Below are 14,880 nucleotides of genomic sequence, written 5' to 3' on the forward strand. Positions count from 1 at the left end.
CGTACTACTAAGCAGCATAGTTTCTGTGATCTGCCCGTGATATTCAGCTAGTTGATCTTAAAATAATCAACAATTTGTCCGAATTCAGCACATCGAATTGACCAGTAAATCCCAAGGCTGACCTGCAATGATTCATGATCGAAATCGAGAGTGTGCCCGATTACTCTGTTAGGCCGGTCACATAACGGCCCTGTGATGTTTGAAAAGCGCATTTTCCGGGTTGGAAAGCTGCCCAGGAGCAAGCTCGCGAGCAGCAACAACACGTCGCCGGACACCGATATCTGGTTGCGCAAATGCAGGTTTGCGAATGCGGAAACGGCCTGAAAAAAGTATCCGTTCAGACCAGATCCGGACCGCGATTCAGCTCGAAATTCGATCCCCGGTCGAAAGCACCGGATTGAAATGCAAGAGTTCGTGCCATCGCCGTCCGGCAGCGGGGTGAGGGGCGACAGCTACTGCATACAACGCCCCTCGCACGTATACCGATCGAACGATTGCCCCACGCGGCCCGCTGGCAGAGAATCGAGCGGAGCGATATCGATGACGGGGGACGATCTGTGTTCATGCGAACTCGTAGGGACCGTGCCGACAATTCGTCACCGCCGCCTACAGCGACCGAGCACACCGTCGCCGTCGACCGGCCGATCGGACGTCGAAGGATCGGCGTGGTCGAAGACCACGAGTCGGTTGTCATGGGTCTGACGCTGATGTTGGCCGACCAAGACGACCTCGAGCTCGCGGTCACCGCACAGACGGTCCCCGAGTTGCTCGCCACCGGCCTGACACTCGATCTTGCGATCCTCGACCTGCGGCTCGGTGACGGGTCCTCCCCCACCGGCAACGTCGAACTGCTCCGAGCTGCAGGTATCGACACACTTGTCTTCACCGGCGCCGAGAATCCGTACATGGTTCGCCTCGCGGCGCGAGCCGGCGTTCTCGGCGTTGTTCGAAAATCCGAAGCGCGGGCGGTTGTCGTCGAAGCGATTCGCGCAGCCGCATACGGCGAGCAGGTCGTGACGACGGACTGGGCCGCGGCCATCGACGGCGACCCCAAACTGCTGGACGTCGGGCTGAGCCCACGACAGCGCGAAGTTCTCGCGCTCTACGCCTCCGGCGAGAAGACTGCCCGCGTCGCACATCTGACCGGATTGGCACCGCAGACCGTCACGGACTACCTCGGTCGCATTCGGGCGAAATACGCCGAAGCCGGACGACCTTCACCAACCAAGACCGATCTCTACAAACGTGCGGTCGAAGACGGGCTACTGCCGATGCCGCAGATCCCATGGGATCAGTAGCGGGCGACAACGTATCGGACGAGCCGGCAGCGGACCGCCTGCTGCGGATGTTCGCACGGTTCGTCGGCCTTGGATACGCCATCTACCTGACCCTGCTGATCACCGACGCCATCTCGTTCAGCCGGTTTCTTGCGCCGTGGTGGACGCCTGTCATCGCGGTGTCGGTGTTCGGGTCGGGAATCGCGCTTGCCCTCGTCGGCTTCCGGCACAGCAGGAGACTGATTCACCGCGTCGCGACCACCGCTGCCCTGACCTACCTCTTTGCCGTATTCACGTTTCCGATCGCATGGTCTGGGCGTGGCGCAACCGCGGACAACGTGATCGACCAGACCAACTTCTGGCTGACTCTGTTTCCTGGACTGTCCAGCCTCGCAGCGGCGTTGGTCTGGCGACCGATCTGGGTGTACGCGCATCTCGTCGTCGCCTGTGTCGGCGCCCAGCTGATCAATTCCGTCGTCCGCGGTTCCGATCGGAGCATGCTGTTGGCGGATATCAGTTTCGCGACGATGTTCTGCACGCTGTTCGTATCGGCCGCGGTCGTAGCGATGCGGACCGGTCGCGTCCTCGACGAGACGAGATTGCGCACGCACGCCGCCGCAGCCACTGCCGCCGCACAGCAAGCGCGCACGGTCGAGCGCGAACGGTTCGACGCGCTGATTCACGATCAGGTGATGTCGACTCTGCTCTCGATCACCCAGCAGGGCGCAAACTCGACCGTCCTCGACCAGGTCGAGCACACGTTGAGCCAGCTGAGCGACTTGCGGAACAGTTCAGCGGCCGACGGTGATTTCGACACCGCAGCGGTGCTCGCACATCTTCGGTTGGCGGCAACCGATGCCGACTCCGCGGTCGCTATTCGCACGGCCGTCGAACCGACCGCCGCGTTGGTGGTTCCCGCCGACGCAGCACGAGCGGTCGGAGCAGCCCTCGGCGAAGCAGTCCGCAACAGCGTCCGCCATGCCGGCTCGACCGCCGACCGCGCTGTCGACGTGTCGATTCGACCCGACGAACTGCGCGTCCAAGTTGTGGACAACGGCAAGGGGTTCGACGTCGCGGCAGTGCCGTCGCACCGGCTCGGTCTCGCGGTCAGCATTCGTACCCGCATGAATCAGTTGCCCGGCGGCCGCGCACTTGTGGAATCCCGCCCTGGACACGGCACCCGCGTGCTCCTGACGTGGAACGCACCCCGATGACCCATCGACCCGACCGACGCGTCTCGGACCTGCGTGGATTACTCGGAATGCAAACGTCCGCCGCGCGGTGGATCGTTGCGTTCTACTCGTTTTCCTTCGTTCTACTGGCATTTTCGTCACGGGAAGGGATAACCCCGCTGTGGCCGGTCTGCATCGCCCTTGTCATTGCCACGGCGAGTGCGATCACCTTGATCACGGTCGGCGGCGATCCACTTCCACTGCGCTACACCATTCCGCTCACCGCGTCGGGCCCGGTGAATCTCGCAATCATGACGGCTGTCGTGCCCGTGCCGATCACCTCGGGTGGGCAGATGTGGCCGGGCGCTGCCGCGACCGCGCTGTACACGTTTATGTGTGTGCGAGGCCGGACGCTGGCGGCGTGGACCGGGTTGCTCGGGATGTTCGTCGTAAGCGTTGTCTGGTCGTCGTCGACCGGTCAAGGGTTCGGCACGGGGATCACCCTGCAGGTCGTGAATGCCGCCCCACTTGCGATGGCGACCTTCTTCGCAATGACCCTGAGACCGGCTGCGCGCGAGATCTTCGAGCTTCGTGAGCGATCCACCAGAAAGGCAGCAGCGGAAGCTGCGGCCGACGCGATTCTCTCCGAACGCGATCTTCAGCTCGATCGTCTCGACGAGTTGGCCCGCCCGATCCTCGAACGGGTCGCAATCGGCGGTGCGCTTGCGGCGTCCGACGTTCTCGCTTGCGCGTTGTTGGAGGCGCATCTACGCGACACACTCCGAGCGCCCGCCCTTGCAGCGTCGGGGGTGGCCGCAGCCGCGCGGTTTGCGCGCAGTCGCGGGGTCGACGTCGTCCTGCTCGACGACCGTGGCGCCGACGACGCCGACCAGGCCGACCGCGAACGCCTGCTCGACGCGATCGCGGCGGACCTGATAGCTGTCACGTCCGGATCGGTAACGGTCAGGATCCTGCCGCCCGGACGATCCAGCCTTGCGACCGTTCTTGTGACGAGCGCACAGTCGACAACTCGAATCGAGTACGGGTCGGACGGTCGACCAGTTAATCGTGCGTCCGGCTAACGAAGACCCCCATCCGTTGGGCAATGAAGTCGCGTCTGTCCCAAGGAGTTACGCGCGGATAGTTTTTGGTCACAGAACGCGAATGCGAGTCGGTCGGGGACTTTCTTCGCTGCCGATGATGCGCCGCACACTGGAGACAATCACCGTGACAATGACTTTCGACGATATCGCCCGCTTCGAAGCGCCGCGCCAGCCCGCAACTGCACAGCCGAATCTCTCGCCACGGGAGTTGGAGGTTCTTCTCGTCTGGCTGCGCAGTGACTCGAAAACTGCTGTTGCAGCTGCGATGTACCTTTCGGTTGGCACCGTGAACACCCACCTGTCCCGCATTCGTTCCAAGTACACCCTCGTGGGGCGGCCTGCTCCGACGAAGGCGTCCCTTGTGGCCCGAGCGCTACAGGACGGACTGATCGAAATCGACGACCTGTGACGGCTCGAGCGCGGCATGCCGTCAGCAGGCCTGCGCCCCGTTGACGACGCCGTTGCGGTAGGCCTGAACTCGCTTGTAGCCGGAACCCTGTCGTTCTGCATCGTCGTCGCCGCGGAACAGCAACAGTGCACCGATGGCTTCGTCGAGATCTCCAGGAGAAATAAGGTACGAACTCGAATCGCCGCGATTGCCGAGCAGGACACTCGCCGTCCAGCCGCCTGCGAAGCAGTCCGCGCGCAGCGAAGCGTCCTCGCCATCCGTTTCCTCGCCTGCCTTCGACTCACCGGCGATTCCGTACTGGGTCGCCAGTAGCGCGGCGACCGCGAAATCGCCACCCCGCTCGTAGAACGACGGCATCGCGCCGACGGTGTCGAATCCGATGTAGTCATCAGCAGGGCAATAGAACAGCGCGTACCCCTCGGTGGACTGATCGCCGCAGGCAGGCGGATTCTTCGGGTCGAACGGTTTGATCTCCTTCAAGGGGGTCCAGGTCTTCTGGAAAAGTTCCGGAAACAGCTTCGACCAGTAGTCCTCCAGTCGTAGGGAACGCCGTTGATGATCTGGTCGTACGGCGCGTTGCCGCCACTCGCAGCATCGGCGGCGTTGTTGAACGGCAGTTCGACGACCGCAGGTGTGCCGTCCTTGTACGCCTTGCACTCCGTCGCGCCGTCGTCGAAGCCGTTCTGAAAAGCGTTGACGCGGTCGAAGCCGCTGCCGTGTGCGTTTTCCGATTCCGAGTCGGTACCCGGTTCGTCGCGAAGCACGAGGAAACCGGCGAGCGCGCTGTCGAGTTCTGCGGCGTTCACGTCGTACCCACCGTCGTCGATCGCATGTGCCGCCCAGACGCCTGCGAAGCAGTCGGCCTGGATCTCGGAGGTGACGGTCAGACCTTCGAAATTCGACCGCGCCTGAATGGCGTGGCCCCACTCGTGGGCGAGGACGATCGGAACGACGAAATCACCGAAGCGTTCGCGAAGATTCGGCAGCAGTCCTTCTGCGTCCCATGCGATGACGTCTTTGGACGGGCAGTAGTAGGCGTTGCCAGCGATGTCGTCGGCCGAGCCTGCACACGGTGGCAACTTGCCCGACGACGGGATCACTCCGTAGAAGCCACCTTCGACGGGCCTGTAGGCCTCGCCGTACAGGTCCGGGTATTCGGCGGCCCAGTAGTTCTGCAGGTCCGAGATCGCCTTGGCGGCAAGCTCGTTCACCGGATTATCAAGATCACCGTCGATCGTGACGTCTTTCACCTCGGGCGCTTCCGACCCGGCGGATGTCGACGAACTCGCAGATCCGGACGACGTGTCGGCGTCCTTGCCGCCGCACGCACCGACCGTGAGAACGAGTGTTGCGCACACAACCAGTACACGCGAAAAAGTGGAGTTGATACGCATCGGATCGCCCTCGCTACAGACTGTGTCCTCGTTCGGAATGTCGAAGTACAAAAGTTACCGATCTGCGGTTGGAAATCGGTTGGATCGAAACAAATCGGCAATCCAATCCGAATCCAATCTGCCGTAGCTAGGCTCCAACCGGAATTTTCTGCAGTACGGATCTGCAGGCATCGACAGGAGAATGATCGATTTGAAGCACTCGAAAGCAGGAACCGCGATTCTCGCGGCGGCCGCCGTGGCAGTGAGCCTGTCCCTCGTTGGTTGCAGTGAGGACTCGAAGTCCGCGTCGTCTTCGTCGACGAGTTCCAGCGCTGCGGCGACCACGGCCGAGAGTTCCGCAAAGACCACCGAGAAGAAGAGCAAGCTCACACCGCGCACATCGGAAGCTCCCGGATCGGGCGCGAACAAGACCATCGCGGACTACATCGTCGACAACGACATCACCGAAACCGTCGTGCACAGCGGTGACGCCGGAAGTCCCACAGTCGGTCTCCCGATTCCCGACGGCTGGGAAGACGCAAACGACAAGGCACCCGACGTCGCATACGGCGCAATTCTCTACAGCGGACCCGAAGCGGGCGAGTACCCGGTGACCGTGATCGCGATCATGTCGAAGCTCGACGGAAACGTCGATCCCGACGAACTTCTCTCCTTCGCACGGGGTGAACTGCAGAACCTGCCCGGTTTCGAGCCGTTGGCCGAGGGAACGAAGACGACTTTCAACGACTTCCCCGCATTCGAATACGGCGGAACCTACAAGGGCGACAACGGCGAAACCCTGATTTCTGCACAGAAGACGGTTGTCGTCGAGGGTTCCGACGGCACCTACGTGATGCAGTTCAACGTCGACGGCGCCGAGGCGCAGATCGATGTCATCAAGGACGTCACCACGTTCATCGACGAAAACGTCACGATCACACCCTGATTCGATCGACTTCGGCTACACCCATACCAAGGAGTTCACCACGTGAAGAATTCGAGAACTGCGACCGCCGCCATCGCGGCAGGCGCACTTGCGGTGAGTATTGCGCTCGTCGGCTGCAGCAGCGACGACAAGTCGGATTCGTCGGCTTCGACGTCCACTACGAGCGCGGCGACGTCCTCGGCGAGCAAGTCGAGCAGCGCCGAGGCCTCCGGCAAGGCACCGAAGAGCAAGCTCACACCGAAGTCCGGCGACACAGCCGCTGCCAACGAGACGATCGCGACGTACATCGCCGACGAGAAGATCATCGAAACACCCGTCAAGCCTGGCGATCCGGGCGCACCGACCATCGACCTGCCGATCCCGGAGGGCTGGGAAGTCGTCGATCAGGGCGACGACTCCTACGCTGCGATCGTCTACACGGGTCCGGAAGCCGCGAACACCGACTTCCCGCCCAACTTCATCGCCATCCTCTCCAAGCTCGAAGGCAACGTCGATGCGAAGAAGCTGATCGAATACGCCGGCGGCGAGGTCAAGAACCTGCCGAACTATGCACCGCTGCTGGAAGGTGAGGAAGGCACTCTGAGTGGCTTCCCGGCCTATCAGATCGCCGCGACCTTCGAAGACAGCGGGACGACGTACGTCATCGCTCAGAAGACCGCAGTCATCACCGGCGCCGACGGCGCCATCTACGTGCTCCAGCTCAACGGCACCAGCGACGAAACGCTGCAGGACATCCTCGGTTCTGCGACGTCGGCGGTCGACGACGGCACCACGATCACGCCGTAGATCTCACCCTGCAGTATCGGAACGAGCACGATTGTCGGCCGCACGCAGACTACGTTTGCGTGCGGCCAATTGGCTGTCCCAGACCCTTTCGCCCGTTGCGGTCGCGATCAATTCGGCACGATGCAACGTCGTTCGCGCCACATCGCCCGCTCCGTGCGTCGCCTCGACGTCGGAAAGCAACGCCAGATACAACGGCGTCATGATGCGGGACCCACCCGCTGAATGTTTCTCCAGTGCAGTTCTGATGAGATCCGACGTATCGTCGCCGCCGGGTTCGAGCGCCCGTGCCCACGCCCCGATGATGTGCGCGGATGCAGCGATCTGATCCATACCTGCGTTGGCGAGATCATCGAAGATCTGCTCCGCCAGTAATGCTGTGTCCGTGACCTTTCCGATCATCGCATCCAACTGAATCAGACCGACTTTTGCCACGGCCGCGCCGAAGCCGTCGCCGCGCGTCGTAGCGATATCGATGGCCGCATACGCGTACGCCCGGCCCCTTGCGGTGTCGCCGCGCAACGCGTGAATCCAGGCGGAGATCACGTGACCACGGGAATCGAAGGCGAGCATCGGCCCGACGACGTCGATATCGACCGGAGGAACCGTGTGCTCCAACGAGTCGAGTGCAACAAGGCTCGAATCGAGGTCGCCCTGCATAAACGCGACCATCGCACGAATGTAGTACCCGGCCACACCGGCGACCGGATCGCCGGTTGCCTGGAACTGCGCGATCAGTCCGTCGGCGAGCGCGCCGCCTTCGCGGTAGCGACCCGCGCCGCAGACCATCAGGGCGCGCAATGCCACACCGGCATTGAACTGGCCGGTCGAGCGTTGCGTCGTGCCCGCGTCGAACGCGTTGTGCAGCGCTTCGACGACGCTCGGTGCGTTCTGACCCTCGACGATCGCCGAGGCCGACGCAAGCTGCAACCACAGCGCAGCTTCTCGCTCTGCTCGCTGTGGCCCGTCCGGTAGTCGTCTGCAGAGTTCGACTCCTCGCCGGTCGAGTCCGACGATTTCCGCGTACGCCGATCTCGCAGCGGAGAAGGCAAGTGCCCGATCGATATGTGCGAGTGCCGATTCCGGGTCGATCCGGTCGCCGGCTCGCCAGGCGTGATCCGCCGCTGCGATGGCCGTCTCGTAGTCGATGTCGGCCGACCGACGCGTCCAGACCCTTGCGATGTCGGCGTGTGCCGCAGCCAATGTCGTGCTCGACAGCTGACCGACTATTGCATTGCGAACGAGGCCGTGGCTGAACCGAAACTGCCCTGACCGAACGTCGAGATCGGAGATCAAGCCAGCTCGAACCGCGGGCGCAAGCCGATCGACAACCGAGGTCAGGTCGAGGCCGAGCACTTCGGCGAGAATCCCTGCGTCACAGACAGCGCCGACAACGGCGCCGATCCCGAGCGCCGTTCTGGTGTGGCGTGGCAGTTCCGCTGTTCGTCGTCGAATCACGCCGGCGACCGCATCGGGAACTTCGTCGATGACGATCGTCCGTGTCGTCGCATCGAGCTCACCGTGGCTGCGTAGCAGCCTCACGAGTTCGCGGATGTAGAACGGATTTCCGCCGGTGCGCGCACGGACCTGCGTTACGAGTTCGGCGGTCGGCGTCACCGACGTCTCGGCGCGAATCAACTCGGCGACCGAGTCGTCGTCGATACCTCGCAACTTGATCAACGTCGTCTCGGTGCAGCTGAGCACCCGGTCGAATGCTTTGTGCCGCAACGGCACATCGGTGCCACCGTCCTGCCAGGTCGCGATGATCACAAGCGGAATTCGGTGCAGTGATCCCGACAGCAACTCCAGTACGTCGTAGGTGGCCTTGTCGGCGCGGTGGACATCGTCGAGTACGACGACGGTCGGGCGATCGGTTGTCAGCTCGCAGATCAGGCGCGCGGTTCCCTCGATCAGCTCGAATCCGGTCGCTGCCTCGCCGACGGTGCCGGGCTGTTGCCGTTCGGGTGCGAGCGCTGCGATCACGCCGGGTGCGATGTCGTGCGCGCGCCGCAGTCGCAGTGGATCGGCCGAGGAACAGAGTGAACGGACCACCTGCGTCCAGGTCCACAGTGCCGGCCTGCTGATGCCGGCGGGGTGCGCAGACCACGCGGTGACCATCGACTGCTCTGCCGCTTCGTCGAGCACCGCCGACGCGAGCATGGTCTTGCCGACCCCACTTTCGCCCGAAAGGACGACAACGTGCCCGTGCCTGCCTGCTCCGAGCAGGCGTCGAAGCCGGTCACTTTCGTCGTCGCGTCCGAACACGGTCTTCGGTGCTTGCGGCGGTTTCGGGGCCGCCCGCAGCGTCGTCCGAATCGGCGTCCAGTCCAATTCGGGTGATTGCCGCCGCACGTCGTCGGCCAACGACTGTAGCGCGGCGCCCGGAGCGACGGCGAGCTCGCTTTCGAGAATGTCGCACGCGCGGCGGTAGGCGTGCAGCGCGTCGGCGCGACGGCCGGACCGGTACATCGCCAGCATCAGCTGGCCCCACATACGTTCGTGTAACGGCGAGGTCGCCAATTGCGCTTCGATGTCGGCGATCAGTTCGGTGTCGCGGCCGAGCAGCAGACCGGCGTCGAATCGTGCTTCGGCGACGTCGTATCGAAGTGCGTCGAGTCGGCATACCTCTGCGTCCGCGAAGCTGTGGTCGCGGAAATCCGCGAGCGGCGTGCCGCGCCACAACGCGATTGCCCGCGCGAACGTGGCGTCTGCCAGCGCGGGGTTGCCCGCGAGCAACGCGGCGCGTCCTTTCGCGGCGAGCTCGTCGAACTGCCGGATGTCGAGATAGTCGTCGGCGAGATTCAGACGGTAGCCATAGGAGTGCGTCTCGAGTCGCCCGATTCCGCCGGGCTGGTCGGCGTCGATTACGCGACGCAGGTTGGCGACATAGGCTCGAAGGGAGGCAACCGCTTTCGCCGGTGGAGTGTCGTTCCAGACCGAGTCGATCAAGCGGTCGTATTCGACGATCGCATCGGCATTGAGCAACAGAATCGCAAGAACAGCTCGCTGCTTCACGCCGCCGAGCGCGAGCAGCGTGCCGCTGTGCCACACCTCCATCGACCCGAGGAGCTGATATTCCAACTGGTGCCCCAATCGTGAGGTGGCGCGTCGAAAGCGCCGTAGACCAGTCGCCGACGGTCCGTATCGGTCGAAATTGTAGTTCGAGAGGCGTAGGTCTTCTCCCTGACCACACGTACGTTGTGTTCAGCGCACTACTACAGGAACCGTTGCCTATTTATCTGTGACTTGTAGTAACGTCATAAATCCGACGTCAGAGTTGTCGTTCCGGAGGACATGTCATGTTGTACGCGCAAACCGAAGTCCCAGCACCACCAGCAGGCGGCGCCGCAATCGGTGAAGTGATCATCGCCTTCGCCATCACCCTCGCAGCCACCCTGCCGACCATCTGGTTGATGTGGCGCGAAACAGCGGGAAAGCCGACGGCCATCGGTCGACTCGCCGACTGGGTCGCCACCAAGGACCGTTTGCCTCGCTGGGTCGGGCTTCCGTCGTACGCCCTTGTCGTATCCCTGCTGACCGCGGGGTTCGGCGTGTGGTGGGACGTTGCGCTGCACATGCAGAACGGTCGCGACGAGGGCCCGCTCGCGAACCCGTCGCACTACCCGATCTTCCTTGCCCTTCTCGCGATCTTCAACATCGGCATCATCAGCGCGGTGCTCGCCAAGGGCGAATTGCCCCGTCGCACAATCGCAATCGGTCCGGCAATCCGGGCGCCACTCGGTTCGATCGTGATCATCGGGGCCGGCGTCATCGCGTTGGCAGGCTTCCCTTCCGACGACCTCTGGCACCGCCTCTTCGGTCAGGACGTCACCGAATGGGGACCGACGCACGTCATGATGATCGGCGGCGCGGTGACCTGCGTGATCGGGCTGGCGCTGCTACAGGCCGAAGCACGTCAGGTCGGTGCAGCCGGCGCGATGGGTTTCGGTGGCCGACTGCGCGGCGCGATCATGCTTTCGCTGTGCATCGTGCCCTTCGCGTTCCTGATGGAGTTCGATCTCGGGGTGCCGCAGTTCCCGATGGCAACGCAATTCATCATCGTCGGTTTTCTCGCGGGCTGGATCTTCACCGGTGTGCGCGCCTACTTCGGACCCGGCGGCGCGCTGCTTGCCTGGGTCGTCTATCTGATCGCTCACCTGATTCTGCTCGGCTCCACCGCATTGGTCGACGATGTACTGCTCGCCCGGTTCCTATTGCTATTGCCCGCCGCGATCCTGGTAGAGATCGTCGCACTCGTGGTGTCACCGCGTCGCGGACTTACCTTCTGGATCACCTCCGGCGTGCTGATCGGAACCCTCGGCCTCGCGGCGGAATGGGTCTGGTCGCAGTTCTTCATGCCACTCCCCCAACCGATTCCCGGCTCTGCGCTACCGCTGATGCTCGCGGTCGGCACAGCGGCGGCGGTCGGTGGCGGATTGCTCGGCTCCTGGCACGTCCGGCAACTACAGGACACTGCGAGTCGCCCCGACACCGACGACGAGTTGACCTTCGACGCCATTGCCGACCTACTGCGCAGGTTCAAGTTGACGTTCCTCGTAGGACCGGGTGAATCGATCTTCGGGTATTGGAAACGCGGCCAGACCGGCACGTTGAACAGCAACGAGATCCCCTGGCGACGACACGGTGCAGGCTTGCTCGGAATGGGGCTGTTCATAGGTCTGATGGCCGCCTATACACCGCAGGACCCCATCGACTTCGAGGCGCGTGTCGCACTGGACTATGTGGACGGCGCTGCGGAAACCTGCGGCACGACAACGTCCAAATGCACCGCCTTCGTGACCGTCGATGTGGAACCGGTGAACATCGCCGAAGACGGCAAGATCTGGTTCTACGCTCTGGCGTGGCAAGGTCGGCATCGGTCTGCGGACGTCACGACGCTGCCACGCGACCCGATCGCGGACGTGCCGGGCATCATGCGCGTCGAGATGGTGCCGACCGGCGTAACGGGCCAGTACCGCAGCGCCGAACCGTTGCCGCTCTACGGCAGCTGGAAAACCCTCGTCCGCCTGCACACCGCGCCGACCAACATGTCCGCGCTTCCGCTGTACGCACCCGACGACCCCGCCATCACTGCCGACAAAGGTCGCCGAATCCTCGTCACCGACGGCCAGCGAGTCGACGCCATGACCGAACCCGGCTTCCTGCAGCGTGAAATCAAGGACGACGTTCCAGCGTGGTTGTGGACCGCGGCCTACATCGTCGTCGGCCTGTTCTGGCTGGGCTTGATCGCGCTGTACGGCTGGTGTCTTGCCGCAGCTGCCAAGGGCGGAGCAACACCGGTCCGTACCGACACCGACAAGCCGGTGGCTCCGCCGTCCAAGGTCTGATACTGGCCTCTCGCTGCCCTTGCCCCGCGCTCGCGCCAGGAGCAAGATCGAAGTTGCGCCCATAGTCGAGTCAGCCCATTCGACGCAGGCGCCGACATCGATGTGGACTCGAGCAATGTGGACTCGGTTGTGAGCACGCAGCTAGAACGAGAATCCATCGTCGGCAACACGATCGAACGCCGACGGACGATCGTGCGTGGCATTGTCCAGGGCGTCGGCTTCCGGCCCTTCGTCGCGCGGCTCGCCGGCGAACTGCACTTGAGTGGCTACTGCGGCAACGACGACTCGAGCGTGTTCATCGAAGTCGAGGGTCCGACGTGGGCGCTGGACGAGTTCGATCGACGGTTGCACGCCGAGTCGCCACCCCTCGCCGTCGTCGTCGACGTGGTCCGGGAAGCTCGTCCACCCGAAGGCGATCGGGTCTTCGAGATATCGGCCAGTCGCCGGACCGCCGCTGCCCGAACGCTGGTGTCACCCGACGTTGCCATGTGCACGGACTGCTCGCGCGAATTCGGTGATCCGGACGACCGCCGCTATCGGCATCCGTTCATCAACTGCACCAACTGCGGTCCGCGGCTGACGGTCATCACCGACCTGCCCTACGACAGACCCGCAACGACGATGGCCGCGTTCGAGATGTGCGAACGCTGCGCGAGGGAGTATTCCGATCCAGCCGATCGACGATTTCATGCTCAGCCGATCTCATGCCACGACTGTGGACCGCACGTCGTCGCGCTATCGGCCGGCCGCCGAATCACCGGCGACGACAACGTACTTGCCGAAGTTCACGGTGCGCTGGGCGCCGGACTCGTTGTCGCCGTCAAAGGGATCGGCGGGTTCCACCTGGTCTGCGATGCGACGAATACCGGTGCCGTCGCACGTCTGCGGGAACGGAAGAACCGGCCGCACAAACCGTTTGCGGTGATGGCAGCAGACGTGGCGGGAGTCGAGCAGATCTGTCACCTCGATGCAGCGGAAACAGCTGCGTTGAACTCGTCTGCCGGTCCGATAGTGCTGCTACGCAAGCGATCCGGCCGGACGATCGCGGCGTCGGCCGCGCCGGGCCTGGACGAGTTGGGGATCATGCTTGCCTACTCGGGAGTGCACAAACTGCTGCTTTCGCCCGTTGCCGGCCGTCCCGCTGCGCGGTATCTGGTGATGACATCGGGAAATCTGAGCGGGGAGCCGCTCTGCTTCGATAACGACGACGCGGTGGCCCGCCTATCAGGTGTGGCCGACCTGTTTCTCCTGCACGATCGCGAGATCGCAGTGCCGTGCGAGGATTCGGTGTTGGCGGTGGCGGACGGCAGCGTGCTTCCCATCAGGCGATCCCGCGGCTTCGCACCCGTTCCGATCGTTCTTCCCGATACCGGACCCGTTGTGCTCGCTGTCGGCGCCGAAGTGAAGAACACCTTCTGCCTCACTCGGCAGAACTACGCATTCTGCAGCTCGCACCTCGGCGACATGGGAACGCTGGAAAGCCAACGGGCCTTCGAGCTGTCGGTCGACCAGTTGATGACGCTCCATTCGGTGACGCCGAAGCTGCTCGTCGCCGACGACCATCCCGGCTACGCGACTCGGCAGTGGGCCGAGCGACACAGCGACACGACGGGTATCCCTCTCACCACTGTCCAGCATCACCATGCACATGTGGCTTCGCTGCTCGCCGAACACGGCAGGATCGGCACCGCAGTGCTCGGAATTGCCTTCGACGGCACAGGTTTCGGCTGCGACCGTACGGTGTGGGGTGGCGAGCTGCTGCTTGTCGGACCGAACGTCGAGGACGCCATACGGGTCGGGCATCTGCAGTCGTTTCTACTTCCAGGCGGGGACGCCGCCGTTCGAAACCCGGTCCGGACCGCACTCGCATTGCTGCACGAGGTCGGCATCGACGCACCGGGAGCAACCGCGACACTGGATCCAGCCGAGCGCAAACTGGTTGCGTCACAACTGGCTTCGGGTACCGGCTGCATCCGCACCACCAGCATCGGGCGACTGTTCGACGGCGTCTCGTCACTGCTCGGCGTGTGCCACCGGGTCAGCTACGAGGCGCAGGCTGCGATCGAACTCGAAACCCTTGCGCGGTCGGCACACAACGCAATTCCACTGCACATGGCGATCGAGGGCGACGAACTTCGACTCGGCGGTCTGCTGCGTGAACTGCTCGACGGCCTGCGGTCCGGGCTCGCACCCGCAGACCTCGCCCTCGGCTTCCACCTCGCGCTCGCCTCGGCGGCAGCAGAGTTGGCGGCCGACCTCGCTCGACGATCGCAGGTGTCGACGATCGGGCTCACGGGTGGTGTGTTCGGCAATCGGATACTGCTGCGCGTCATGCGAACTACGTTGCAAGACAGAGGCTTCGAAGTCCTGTGCCACGAAAAGGTGCCGTGCAACGACGGTGGTCTCTCCATAGGCCAAGCCGTCGTCGGACGCGCACGTTACGCAAGGATCGATGAAACGGAGTAGCCG

General features: G+C 63.5%; 10 protein-coding genes and 1 pseudogene. 8 read left to right on the forward strand and 3 right to left on the reverse strand.

Features of this window, described 5'->3' with window-relative positions; all coding sequences use genetic code 11:
- The first annotated feature begins 563 nt into the window (after positions 1 to 563).
- The 4 genes from JGU71_RS03440 to JGU71_RS03455 all read left to right on the forward strand — a co-directional run bounded on the left by JGU71_RS03440 (position 564) and on the right by JGU71_RS03455 (position 3,961).
- Entirely contained in the window at positions 564 to 1,298 is a 735-nt protein-coding gene (locus JGU71_RS03440) for a response regulator transcription factor (protein WP_199701980.1), read from the forward strand.
- Positions 1,286 to 2,491: a sensor histidine kinase gene (locus JGU71_RS03445; RefSeq protein WP_199701983.1), complete on the forward strand. Its 1,206-nt coding sequence runs from the start codon at positions 1,286 to 1,288 to the stop codon at positions 2,489 to 2,491. The genes JGU71_RS03440 and JGU71_RS03445 overlap by 13 nt, the downstream gene beginning before the upstream one ends.
- Positions 2,488 to 3,531, forward strand: a complete 1,044-nt coding sequence (locus JGU71_RS03450; RefSeq protein WP_199701985.1) for a DUF8320 family protein — start codon at positions 2,488 to 2,490, stop codon at positions 3,529 to 3,531. The genes JGU71_RS03445 and JGU71_RS03450 overlap by 4 nt, the downstream gene beginning before the upstream one ends.
- A 151-nt stretch (positions 3,532 to 3,682) precedes the next feature.
- Positions 3,683 to 3,961: a response regulator transcription factor gene (locus JGU71_RS03455; protein ID WP_233528593.1), complete on the forward strand. Its 279-nt coding sequence runs from the start codon at positions 3,683 to 3,685 to the stop codon at positions 3,959 to 3,961.
- A 21-nt stretch (positions 3,962 to 3,982) separates the two neighbouring features.
- Here the strand turns inward: JGU71_RS03455 and JGU71_RS29670 are convergent, their stop codons facing one another.
- Both JGU71_RS29670 and JGU71_RS03460 read right to left on the reverse strand, forming a co-directional pair.
- Entirely contained in the window at positions 3,983 to 4,618 is a 636-nt protein-coding gene (locus tag JGU71_RS29670; RefSeq protein WP_372433082.1) for a neutral zinc metallopeptidase, read from the reverse strand.
- A 56-nt stretch (positions 4,619 to 4,674) separates the two neighbouring features.
- Positions 4,675 to 5,355 (reverse strand): annotated as a pseudogene (locus tag JGU71_RS03460) (neutral zinc metallopeptidase); the annotation flags it as partial.
- Positions 5,356 to 5,536: 181 nt separating this feature from the next.
- Between JGU71_RS03460 and lpqN the strand changes: the two are divergent.
- On the forward strand, positions 5,537 to 6,280 hold the full coding sequence (lpqN, locus tag JGU71_RS03465) for an envelope biogenesis lipoprotein LpqN (protein ID WP_199701991.1): 744 nt from the start codon (positions 5,537 to 5,539) through the stop codon (positions 6,278 to 6,280).
- 42 nt (positions 6,281 to 6,322) lie between these two features.
- Positions 6,323 to 7,066: an LpqN/LpqT family lipoprotein gene (locus tag JGU71_RS29675; RefSeq protein ID WP_199701994.1), complete on the forward strand. Its 744-nt coding sequence runs from the start codon at positions 6,323 to 6,325 to the stop codon at positions 7,064 to 7,066.
- A gap of 3 nt (positions 7,067 to 7,069) precedes the next feature.
- Here the strand turns inward: JGU71_RS29675 and JGU71_RS03475 are convergent, their stop codons facing one another.
- Positions 7,070 to 10,144, reverse strand: a complete 3,075-nt coding sequence (locus JGU71_RS03475; RefSeq protein WP_199701997.1) for an ATP-binding protein — start codon at positions 10,142 to 10,144, stop codon at positions 7,070 to 7,072.
- A gap of 218 nt (positions 10,145 to 10,362) precedes the next feature.
- On the opposite strand from JGU71_RS03475, the gene JGU71_RS03480 reads away from it, so the two are divergent.
- The gene (locus tag JGU71_RS03480; protein ID WP_199702000.1) at positions 10,363 to 12,411 is read left to right on the forward strand and encodes an ABC transporter permease; all 2,049 of its coding nucleotides are present in this window, start codon (positions 10,363 to 10,365) and stop codon (positions 12,409 to 12,411) included.
- Positions 12,412 to 12,540: 129 nt separating this feature from the next.
- A complete protein-coding gene (hypF, locus tag JGU71_RS03485; RefSeq protein WP_307829474.1) occupies positions 12,541 to 14,877 on the forward strand; it encodes a carbamoyltransferase HypF in 2,337 nt (778 codons plus the stop codon).
- Positions 14,878 to 14,880: the final 3 nt, after the last annotated feature.

The organism is Antrihabitans stalagmiti, assembly GCF_016482825.1.
GTDB lineage: Bacteria > Actinomycetota > Actinomycetes > Mycobacteriales > Mycobacteriaceae > Antrihabitans > Antrihabitans stalagmiti.

Coding starts and splice junctions, on each gene's coding strand:
- JGU71_RS03440 (WP_199701980.1), top strand. CDS start 564: ATGCGAACTCGTAGGGACCGTGCCGACAATTCGTCACCGCCGCCTACA.
- JGU71_RS03445 (WP_199701983.1), top strand. CDS start 1,286: ATGGGATCAGTAGCGGGCGACAACGTATCGGACGAGCCGGCAGCGGAC.
- JGU71_RS03450 (WP_199701985.1), top strand. CDS start 2,488: ATGACCCATCGACCCGACCGACGCGTCTCGGACCTGCGTGGATTACTC.
- JGU71_RS03455 (WP_233528593.1), top strand. CDS start 3,683: ATGACTTTCGACGATATCGCCCGCTTCGAAGCGCCGCGCCAGCCCGCA.
- lpqN (WP_199701991.1), top strand. CDS start 5,537: ATGATCGATTTGAAGCACTCGAAAGCAGGAACCGCGATTCTCGCGGCG.
- JGU71_RS03480 (WP_199702000.1), top strand. CDS start 10,363: ATGTTGTACGCGCAAACCGAAGTCCCAGCACCACCAGCAGGCGGCGCC.